The following is a 10,184-nucleotide window of genomic DNA, read 5'->3' on the forward strand; positions in this document are numbered from 1 at the left end:
GAATATCAGCCTCCGGCCGAAAGATCGGCCCAGGCTACGTGGTGCCTCCGGCAACGGACCGTGCACGATGGCCATCCGCTTTCTGCCCGGAAGGCGATTGAAAGTCACGTCCCGTCTCGTTGACAAGGCGGATCGCCGTTTCGTGTATGCGTTCGGCTGTAATGCCCAGGCGGCGATACAGTTCGCCCGATGGTGCGGCTTCGCAGAAATCCTCCATGCCGATGAAGGCGCCATCCGGGCCGAGCCATCGGTCCCAGCCGAAACCCGAGGCGGCTTCGATGCCGATGCGCGGCGCATCCCCCAGCACCTGCGCGCGATAGGCGGCGTCCTGCCGGGCGAACAGCTCCCAGCAGGGCAGCGACACCAGGGCGGCGCTGATGCCGTCGCGCACCAGCAGGTGCTGGGCCTGCCGGGCGATGACCATTTCGCTGCCTGTGGCGATCAGGGTGACCTGGCGCGGGCCGCGTGCCTCTTCCATCACATAGCCGCCGCGTGCGCTGCCGTCGCGCGGGCGGCGCTGGCGCAGGTCGGGCGGGGCGTTGGCGTCGGTCGCCATCGGGGACAGGGTGATCAGGCTGGGGCCATCGGCGCGGCGCAGGGCCAGTTCCCAGCATTCCATCGTCTCCCGCCGGTCGGCGGGGCGAAAGACCAGGACGTTGGGCATGGCGCGCAGGCTGGCAAGCTGTTCGACCGGCAGCCAGCCCGCCCCGTCTTCGCTGAGGGCCAGCCCGTCATCGGTGAGCAGGTAGATTACCTGCTGGCGCATCATGGCCGCGAAACGCAGGGCCGGGCGCATGCGGTCGATGGCGACGAAGGTGATCGCCCCGCACGGTACCATTCCGCCATGCACCGCGATCCCGTTCAGCAGGGCGGCCAGCCCGTGGACCAGCGTGCCGCAATCGGGCAGCGCCTGGTCGGCCGGCATGGCCTCGGTCCGCTCGCGCCCGCGACGGGAGGACAGGCAGAGCATTTCCGGCACCAGGTCGCGCAGGATGTCCAGCCCCTGGCGGCCGTAGCCCAAGGTTGTATCGGCCTGAATCGTGTCGGGGTCCGGCAGGATCGCGGACAGTGAGGCCGTGTGCCATGCGCGGAGCCAGTCCTCGCGCCAGAAGGAGGGGAGGCGCCGCGCCGCGATGCGTTCGAATTCCGCGCGGAGCCGGTGCTTGACCAGCCGGCGCAGCCAGGAGCGCCGGGCCGATGCCCCACGGCGGGCCGCCCGGGCCCATAGCAGCGTCGAATGATCGGGCATCGGCCCGGTGGCGGATGCGACGGGGCGGGGCGGGGCGGATCGGGGTGTGATGGAGCAGGCGAGGACCGAGGGCTTGCGCGAGCGGACCGCCGCCGACAGCGCGGCCTGCACGGCGTCGTGGTCGTCGGCGGCGACCTTGCGCACCATCCATCCGGTCGCGGCGTAGCGGGCCAGCGTGTCCTCGGCCTCGTCCTCCTCGTGCGAGGCGATCTCGAACAGGACGGTGACGCGGTCCAGCCGCATCCGCGCCGCCAGGGACGCGGCTTCCATCGCCACGCCGGTGGCCAGTTCGGTGCCGCAGGAGAGGGCCCATATGCGGTGATTGACGATCGAACGCCCGAAGCGTGCCGCGAGCTGCCGTTCGGCCAGTGCCATACCGATCGCGGCCCCCAACCCCTGGCCGCTGGGGCCGAAGGCCATTTCCACTGCCGGATGGACGCCATATCCGACCACGCCGTCGGGCGCCACAGTCTGGCCGGCCAGGCGCATCAGCGCATCCAGCAGCGGCCGGTGCCGGGTGGACGAGACGATGAAGCGGTCACGATCGGGCCAGTCGGGGCTTGCGGGGTCGAAGCGCAGGAACTGGTTCCACAGCACGCAGGCGGGGACCGCCATGGCCCCGGCCTGGGCGGCCTCCGCCGGATCGCCCAGCCGGACCTCGATAACGGCGCGAACCGCGTCGCGCAGGGCGTGGATCGTTTCGCGCGTCGCCGGTTCGGCCAGGGCGTCGGAAGGCGGGGCCTGATCGGGGGGCGCGTCCGGCCTGGGGGCGATATCGGTCTGCGCGCAGAACATGGGGGCAGGGCGTCCTGAAGGCCGGCCGGTGTGCCGGCAGCGGCAAAACTGTCGCTGTTGGCTATAGGATCGTGCCGGATGCTCCGCAAGCGCGATGCGATGGGCGGGGGTTTCGGCGGCTGTTCGGGGCCGGTACTCTTGCTCCATGGCGTGGATGCTGTAACCGTGGCGGCCCATGTTGCATCGTATTCGTTCCGTTTCGACCCTGATGGCCGTGTCCGCCCTGTGCGTGACCGGGATGGCCGGCTGCAATCTGGTGGACCAGCGGACCTTCGATCCGCGCGCCAGCCGGCCGCCGGTGCCGCATTATCCGCCCGCGCCGCCCGCGCCGCGCCCGGTGCCGCCGCTGGTGGATATCCGTGCCGGCACGCCGGACAGTGCGTGGCGGCCGGCGCTGGAAGGCGCCGTCAGGCGGGCGCTGGCGCGCAAGCCGAACGTGCTGTTCGTGGTTCGGGTCGTGGTGCCGGCCGGCCCGACGCCGGAGCAGGAGGCCCTGGCCATGCGGCATGCCGTGACCACGGATGGCCAGGCGGTGGCGGCTGCCATCGTCGCGGCCGGCGCGCGGCCCGAACAGGTGGAAATGGCGGCTATGTCGGATTCGTCGATGACCGCCGGTGCCGTGCGGGTGTATGTGCGATGAAACAGGATCGTGGTCCCCGCGCTGTCGGTGGCCCGTGCTGTAGGTGGATAGACCGTAACGGCGACGGCCGTACGGGCCGGCGGGCCCGCACCGGCGTCGCGGGAGAATGACAGAGTGCCCAGTATCGACGTGGATCGGCATCCTTTCTACCGTTTTTGCCGGGACTCTCTGGACGGTATCCGCGAGCAGGGACGATATCGCCGCTTCACGCCGCTGGCGCGCCAGGCCGATCGGTACCCCGTCTATGACCATGTGACCGGCCCTGCCGCCGAGCTGCCGGCAGGGCGGGAAGTGGTGGTGTGGTCGGCCAACGATTATCTGGGCATGGGCGTGGAGCCGGCGGTGGCCGAGGCCGCGATCGCCGCGATCCGCGAACATGGGGCCGGCGCGGGCGGCACCCGCAACATTGCCGGCACCAGCCCGCTGCACGCGGAGCTGGAGGCCGAGCTGGCCGACCTGCATGGCAAGGAGGCCGGGCTGCTGTTCGTGTCCGGCTATGTCTCGAACCAGGCCAGCCTGCAGACGATCCTGACCAGCATGCCGGGCTGGATCTGCTTCTCCGACCGGCAGAACCATGCCTCGATGATCGCCGGCATCAAGGGTGCGCGGGGTTCGTCCTGCGTGATCTACGAGCATAACGATCTGGCGGACCTGGAGGCCAAGCTGGCGGCGGCGCCCAAGGATGCGCCCAAGCTGGTGGCGTTCGAGAGCGTCTATTCGATGGATGGCGATATTGCCGATATCGGCGCCACCTGCGCCCTGGCGCGCAAATATGGGGCCATGACCTATCTGGACGAGGTGCATGCCGTGGGCCTGTACGGCCCGCAGGGCGGCGGGGTGGCCGAGCGTGACGGGGTGGCCGACCAGGTGGACGTCATCGAGGGCACGCTGGCCAAGGGGTTCGGCGTCCATGGCGGTTACGTTACCGGGTCGGCGGAGCTGATCGACTATCTGCGCTGTGCCGCGTCGGGCTTCATCTTCACCACCGCGCTGCCGCCGTCGGTGGTGGCGGCCGCGCTGGCCAGTGTCCGCATGGTGCGGCGCGAGGGCTGGCGGCGCGAGAAGATGTTCGAGCGGGTGGCGACGTTCCGTGCCAAGCTGACCAAGGCTGGAATCCCGTTCATGTCCACGCCCAGCCATATCGTGCCGATCCCGGTCGGGGATGCCGATCGCTGCAACGAGATCAGCCGGCGTCTGCTGTCGGAGTTCGGGCTGTATGCCACGCCGATCAACTATCCCACCGTTCCGCGCGGGACGGAGCGGCTGCGGCTGACGCCGGGGCCGCATCACACCGACGAGATGATGGACGAGATGGTCTCGGCCCTGACGGCGCTGCTGCGGATCAATGCCCGCCACGAGGAAGAGGCGGCCTGATCCAGCCGCCCGTTCGCGGGCGGGATCAAAGGCCGAGGAAGCGCCGTGTGTCGGAGTCGATCGGTATGCCTTTAGTGGCCCGGTGCCGGGCCGTCGTCCATTCGCGGTCGCCCGGCGCCATGATGGGGTGTTCGGCATCCGTGGGCGGGACGGCGCGGAGTCGGCGCAGATAGTCGGCCATCGCCCGGTCGTAGGCGGCGCGACCCACGAAGCGCGCGGGGTCGATCGCCAGGCAGAACTGCCCCACGTTGCGCGCCGTCGTCCGGTCGTCCGTGTCCGTCATCGGGATCATGGCGGGATCGGTCGCGGCCCCGGTCAGAACGGCCGACAGGATGGTGACCATTCCGGCCAGTGCCGCGCCCTTGAACCCGTAATCCGGGCCGCCCAGAGGCAGCAGCATGTGCGCGTCATGCGCGCTGGTCGTCTCATGACCGTGCATGTCGGCTGCCACGCCAGCGGGCAGGGGGCGGTTCAGCGACCGGTAGAGCCGAACGCGATTGAAGGGAATGGACGAGGTCGCGATGTCTAGCAGCCACGGAGCCTGCCCGGCGACGGGGGCGGCCATGGCGATCGGGTTGGTGCCGTGGAACGGCAGGCTACCGCCGAAGAGCGTGACATTCGCGTCGGAATTGCTGGTCACGATGCCGATCATGCCGGCCTCGGCGGCCTTCAGGGCGTAGGCGCCGGCCGCGCCGCAATGCGATGAGCGGACGATGCCGACCGCGCCCACCCCCGTTTCGGCTGCGATCTCGACGGCCAGGTCCATCGCACGGTAGCAGCCGTAATGGCCAAGCCCGTCATCGGCATCCAGCATGGCTGTGGCCGGGGCGGTGCGCCGGATTGTGAGGCGCGGTGTGCGATTCAGCCGTCCATGCCGCAGCATGGTGGCGTAATGTGCGGCCAGTCTGACCCCGTGGCTGTCGATGCCGGTCCGTGAGGCATGCATCAGCGCCTCGGTAGCCGCGGCGGCGGAGTCGGGCGAGGCGCCGGCGGTCAGCAATGCGGCCGTGACGCGGGATGCCAGCGTTTCGGCGTCGACGAGGATGGTGTCGGTCATGGCCGCCCCAGGATCTCGGCCGCGCGTTTGCGGTCCAGCTTGCCTTCCCAGGCGCCGATCACGACCGGCGCCACGCAGTTGCCGGCCAGATTGCCCACCGCGCGTGCGATGCCGACGAACCAGTCCACCGCCAGCAGCATGACCAGGCTGGCGACGGGGATCGAGGGGATGGCGGACAAGGTAGCGGCCAGCACGACAATGGCAATGCCAGGTACGCCATGTGCGCCCTTGGAGGTCACCAACGCGGTCGCCAGCATGATCAGGATCTGCCACGCGCTCAATACCGTGCCCGTCGCCTGGGCCAGGAAGATGACGGAGAGGCCCAGATAGATCGACAGGGCGTCGAGGTTGAAGGAATAGCCTGCCGGTACCACCAGCCCTACCACCTGACGGTCCACGCCCATCTGTTCCAGCTTGGTCATGACGCTGGGCAGCACTGCATCCGAGGCGGTAGTTGCGAAGGTGATTGCGAATTCCGTGCGGAAATAGCGGAAGAAGCGTATCGGGCTGACCCCCGACAGGCGCAGGCAGAGCCCCAGCCCGCCGATGACGAACAGGGTGATGACCACGAAATACAGGAGAACGAAGGCGGCTAGATGTCCGATCGCGTTGAGGCCATAGCGTGCGGTGGTGGTGGCCATGGCGCCGAACACGCCGAGCGGTGCCAGCGCGATGATGAAGCGCATCATGCGCGAGAACAGGACGGACAGCGCATCGATCAGGCGGACGATCGGTGCGCCGACCTCGCCGATCTGGCTGAGGCAGCAGCCGAACAGGATGGCGAAGAAGAGAATCTGCAGCACATTGCCCTGCGCGAAGGCGTCGGCCGGGGTGCGGGGGATCAATGCCAGCAGGAAGTCCGTGATGCCGCCCTCATGCATCACATGGGCGTTGTGGGCGTAGGACGCGATCATGCGGGTATCGTCGGACGTGGGGGCGAACACGATGCCCCGGCCCGGCTGGAGGAGCAGCGCGATGCCGACGGCGAAGAGGAGGACCAGCGTGGTCATCGCCTCGAAATAGAGAAGCGCCTTGGCGCCCAGCCGCCCGACGGTGCGCAAGGAGCCGGCGCCGACGATCCCCGTTACCACGATGCAGAACAGCAGGGGGCCGACCGCCATCACGATCAGGTGGAGGAAGAGGTCGGTCGCCCAGCGTGTCTGCGCTGCGAGGTCGGGTGCGAAGACGCCCAGCGCCAGGCCCAGCAGGGTGGCGATGACGACCTGGAGGAACATGCCGGGGCGTCCGGTCCGGCCGGCATGTGTCGCGGGAAGGGTCGTCTCGCTCATCCGATGGGTCCTTGGCTGCTTTGGGGGGATGTGGGCCCGGCTCAGTAGGTCAGGTTGATGCGTGCGCCGACGAAGCGCGGCATGCCCGGGATCACGCCGTAGAATGTGGCCTGCGTGCCGGCCGAGAGCCAATAGCGGCGGTCGGCCAGGTTCTGGCCGTAGACGGTGACCGACCAATGCTGCTTGGGCGCCGCAAAGGTCAGGAACGAATTGACCAGGAAATAGGCCGGCGAGCGGTAGATGCCCGTCTGGCCGATATATTGCGGCTGGGTCTGGCGGCCGCGATAGGAATAATCGACATCGAACGTCATCCGGTAGTCGCGGAAGACATTCCATGTGTAGGTCGCGGCACCCGACAGGGTCAGGTTGGCCAGCCCCATATTCACGTTGTCATAATTCGTGTTGATGGCCCGCCAGAGGCCGGTCGCGGCGAAATTGGCTGTGGTGGCCGAGCGGTTGAGACTTTGGAACTGCGTGTAGACACCGTTCTGGTAGCCGAAATTCTGTGTCAGGACCATGCCGTGGAACGGATGGGCCTCGGCGTCGAATTCCGCGCCGTAGATATAGGAGCGCGGGGCGTTCACGTAGCCGCCCAGCACGCCGTAGGGCGGGACCAGGACCGTGCCCAGAAGCTGCTGGTCGCGGTAATCATAATAGAACCCGGCGGCATTGAGGCGCAGGCGGCGGTCGAACAGCATGGTCTTGAAGCCGCCTTCATAGGTCAGGATCTGTTCGGGCTTGAAGGGGCGGAGCTGGGCTGCCTGCTGCGTGATGTTGGCCGAGAACCCACCCGGCTTGAAGCCGCGGCTGAACATGACATAGCCCATGATGTCGTGCGTGAACTGATATTGTGCACCCACACGGCCGCCGAACTGGTTGCTCAGCGCGCCGCTATTGCCGAAATTCGTCGGTGTGCCGACGACGGCACCTGTATTCAGATTGTAGTTCGTGCTGGTGACGTTGAGCATCTGGCGGTCGTCGGATTCATGCAGGATCGCGCCGATCAGGCGCAGCCTGGGTAGAACGCGGTAGGAAAGCTGCACGTACTGATTGAAATTCTGCTGATCCTGCCGATAGTTCGTCTCGTTCAGCGGCGTGGTGCCGGGGCGATCCGATGAATCGTACCAGAAGTTCTGCGCCATGCGCGACCGGCTGTAATACATGCCGGTTTCCCAATGGAAGCGCGCGTTGGGGTCGATCGATTCCAGTTTCACTTCCTGCGAGAACACGTTCGTCTGGTTGTTGCGGAACATGTTGCCATAAGAGAGGATGGAGTCCGTCTGGTTCGTCAGTTCGTGCTCGTCGGCCATTTCATAGGCGCTGATGCTCGACAGCCGCCCCCAGGAGAAATTCTTCGTATAGCGCACGTTCGCGCCCCAGAAGATATTGTCTTCGCGGGGCTTGGTGTTGCTGCCGTCGATGCCGATGATCTTGGCGAAACGCGGGTCAAGGCCCCATTCCGTCTCGTAGATGTCCTGTGTCACCGGGACATGGTAGGAATTGTAGAGATTGTGGCCCGATGCGTATTCCGACTGGTCGGTCGTCCAGTGGCCGCCGATGATCAGGTTCGACGTGTCGTCGATATCCCATTTCAGCTTGGCGCGCAGGGCGCCCAGATTGGCGTTGCCGAAGCCCCGTCCGGCCGCGTTATGCTGGTATCCGCCGCCGGTCATGGATTGCCCGGCAATGCGGAACGACACTGACCGGGAGATCGGGCCGGAGACGTAGCCCTCGACGCGGTTGCGGCCGTAGCTGGCGATATCCTCGGTCAGGCCCGCGTGGAACTGGTGCGTCGGGTCGGCGGTGTGGAAATCGATTTCGCCACCCGTTGTCGCCTGGCCGTGCGTGTAGCCCGACGGCCCGGCGGCGATGGAGATATCGTCGAGGTCGAACATCATGCCGGTCGTCATGATCGAAACCGGCAGTGCCACGCTATCCAGATACGGCATGGTTGAGGGCGTGTTGTTCTGCGTGAAATCCATCAGGCCGACGCCGCGCAGCGTGAAGTTCAGAGCGCCCGATCCGAAGGACGGCTGGATGGTCAGGTTCGGTGCCACGCGCTGGATATCGGTCATGACGCGGATATTGCGATTGGCCAGTTCCTGGCGAGAAATCACCGTTTCCGAATGGGCGTCGTGCTGGCCGGCGCCGGTCGCGCCCCGGCGTGCGGAGACCGTGACTGCCTCGGTTTGTGCCGATGCCGGAGCAGGGGTTGCGCGGGCGGGGGCTGTCCGCGATGGCGTGTTGGCGGCTGGCGCCTGTCTGGTGGCATCGGCCAGGGCCGGCAGGGGCAGAATAACGCTGGCCAGAAAACTGGTCATGATGGCCTGCCTCCGGAAGGAAAGCTCGGCGCGGCACGGGAGGAGCATGTCTGTCTTCCTTGTCTCGTCGTAATGGCGGCAGGCGCGACCGGCCCATGGTCGGGGTCCTGGCGATGGGATGAGGTCATGTCGGTTCGGCGATTCAGTCGCAGGGCAGCGGCCCGGCGACTGAGGAGTGTCGTCAGGTAGGCATGGCTTCTATGATTTCATCTGTGAAATGGTGTTCTAGGTTGGTCTACAAATTCGATAATTCGTGAGGTTCAATGTTGCATACAAGATGTAAAACAATCCGAAACGAAACGCTCTCGAAAAATGCGTGTGAATTAAAATATGACAAAAAATTCATAAAATGAATTAGTGTATTGATTTTGCACTGTAAAAAATCGCACCTTCGTTCGAAGGTTTTTAGGTATCCCTTTGCCTGCGCAAGATTTGTTCATTTCGATAGGCAATTGAATAAAGAATCATCGAAGCCGGACGCTTTGTCGGGAGCGTTATCCGGCGTGGTCCAGCATCATGGCGATTGCCGAACCGCGCCGCTCTGCGCATACTTCTTGTATGCGAGATAATGCCGAAAAAGATGCACACAAGAATCCGCACCTGATCGAGGATCGCATCATCCATGCGGCTCTCTCGGGGCGTATCGCACCGGGCGAACGCTTGGGCGAGAAGGAATTGTCCGAGATTTTCGGCGTGTCGCGCACGCTGGTGCGTGAAGCGATGATGCGCTTGCAGGCGCGGGGGATCGTGGAAGTCTCCGCCCGGCGGGGCTGGTTCGTCATTGAGCCGTCGGTTGAGGAGGCGCGGCATACGATCGATGCCCGGCGCGCGCTGGAGGTGGGGATGCTGGTCACGCTCGACCGGGCGAGTCCGGCCATGATCCGGACGCTGCGCGACCATGTGCGGGCCGAGCAGAAGGCGATTGCCTGTGGCGATCGGGCGGAGCGCAGCTACCTGCTGGGGCATTTTCACGTCTGCCTGGCCGAAACGCTCGGCAATCCGGTGCTGGCCTCGCTGTTGCAGGACCTGACGACGCGTACGGTGCTGATTGCCGCCCTGTATCAGTCGACGCACGACGCGCATGAATCCTGCGGCGAGCATGGCGGGATCATCGACGCGCTGGAGCAGGGAAACGCCACCGAGGCAGCGCGGCTGATGGACGTTCATTTGCGGCATGTCGAAAAGGCGCTGAACTATCGCAGCGTATCCAGCCGGCTGGAGCATCTGAAGGAAGCGCTTAAAGGATCGGGTGGGTAGGACGCGACCGGGCGCGACGAGTGGGATTGTGTCCTCAATATCCTTGTATACAAGAGTGTGCGTGCCCTGGCCGCGCTGACGGAAGAGGAGGAATAGAGGTGTTTGGACAGATCGACCCGCCGCAGCGGCTGTTGATGGGGCCTGGGCCGGTGAACGTGCCTCCGCGGGTGCTGCGGGCGATGTCGGCGGACATGCTGGGTCA

The 10,184-nt window shown here is 66.0% G+C and carries 7 protein-coding genes; 3 read left to right on the forward strand and 4 right to left on the reverse strand.

Annotated elements, in window-relative coordinates; translation table 11 throughout:
- Positions 1-34 precede the first annotated feature (34 nt).
- Positions 35-2,044: a transketolase-like TK C-terminal-containing protein gene (locus HLH36_RS08840; protein WP_182986008.1), complete on the reverse strand. Its 2,010-nt coding sequence runs from the start codon at positions 2,042-2,044 to the stop codon at positions 35-37.
- Between the two features lie 175 nt (positions 2,045-2,219).
- Here HLH36_RS08840 and HLH36_RS08845 point away from each other — a divergent pair, with 175 nt between their 5' ends.
- Together HLH36_RS08845 and hemA are read left to right on the forward strand one after the other, a co-directional pair.
- The gene (locus tag HLH36_RS08845) at positions 2,220-2,684 is read left to right on the forward strand and encodes a hypothetical protein (RefSeq protein WP_182986009.1); all 465 of its coding nucleotides are present in this window, start codon (positions 2,220-2,222) and stop codon (positions 2,682-2,684) included.
- A gap of 114 nt (positions 2,685-2,798) precedes the next feature.
- Complete coding sequence (hemA, locus tag HLH36_RS08850; RefSeq protein WP_338030420.1) at positions 2,799-4,058, forward strand: 5-aminolevulinate synthase; 1,260 nt, start codon at positions 2,799-2,801, stop codon at positions 4,056-4,058.
- 25 nt (positions 4,059-4,083) lie between these two features.
- Here the strand turns inward: hemA and HLH36_RS08855 are convergent, their stop codons facing one another.
- From HLH36_RS08855 to HLH36_RS08865, 3 genes are read right to left on the reverse strand one after another with little or no spacing between them, the layout of a single operon-like run.
- Positions 4,084-5,115: an Ldh family oxidoreductase gene (locus HLH36_RS08855; protein WP_182986010.1), complete on the reverse strand. Its 1,032-nt coding sequence runs from the start codon at positions 5,113-5,115 to the stop codon at positions 4,084-4,086.
- The gene (locus HLH36_RS08860) at positions 5,112-6,404 is read right to left on the reverse strand and encodes a cation:dicarboxylate symporter family transporter (protein WP_246376594.1); all 1,293 of its coding nucleotides are present in this window, start codon (positions 6,402-6,404) and stop codon (positions 5,112-5,114) included. Before HLH36_RS08860 ends, HLH36_RS08855 begins: the two co-directional genes overlap by 4 nt.
- A 41-nt stretch (positions 6,405-6,445) precedes the next feature.
- A complete protein-coding gene (locus HLH36_RS08865) occupies positions 6,446-8,725 on the reverse strand; it encodes a TonB-dependent receptor (RefSeq protein ID WP_246376596.1) in 2,280 nt (759 codons plus the stop codon).
- A 558-nt stretch (positions 8,726-9,283) separates the two neighbouring features.
- Between HLH36_RS08865 and HLH36_RS08870 the strand changes: the two genes are divergently transcribed.
- A complete protein-coding gene (locus HLH36_RS08870) occupies positions 9,284-9,982 on the forward strand; it encodes a GntR family transcriptional regulator (RefSeq protein WP_182986012.1) in 699 nt (232 codons plus the stop codon).
- Positions 9,983-10,184: the final 202 nt, after the last annotated feature.

The organism is Gluconacetobacter aggeris (assembly GCF_014174395.1).
GTDB classification, from domain to species: domain Bacteria; phylum Pseudomonadota; class Alphaproteobacteria; order Acetobacterales; family Acetobacteraceae; genus Gluconacetobacter; species Gluconacetobacter aggeris.

Bases quoted from the DNA above. Each gene is read 5' to 3' on its own strand.
- HLH36_RS08860 (WP_246376594.1), bottom strand. From the start codon at position 6,404: ATGAGCGAGACGACCCTTCCCGCGACACATGCCGGCCGGACCGGACGC.
- HLH36_RS08855 (WP_182986010.1), bottom strand. From the start codon at position 5,115: ATGACCGACACCATCCTCGTCGACGCCGAAACGCTGGCATCCCGCGTC.
- HLH36_RS08865 (WP_246376596.1), bottom strand. From the start codon at position 8,725: ATGACCAGTTTTCTGGCCAGCGTTATTCTGCCCCTGCCGGCCCTGGCC.
- HLH36_RS08845 (WP_182986009.1), top strand. From the start codon at position 2,220: ATGTTGCATCGTATTCGTTCCGTTTCGACCCTGATGGCCGTGTCCGCC.
- HLH36_RS08840 (WP_182986008.1), bottom strand. From the start codon at position 2,044: ATGTTCTGCGCGCAGACCGATATCGCCCCCAGGCCGGACGCGCCCCCC.
- HLH36_RS08870 (WP_182986012.1), top strand. From the start codon at position 9,284: ATGCGAGATAATGCCGAAAAAGATGCACACAAGAATCCGCACCTGATC.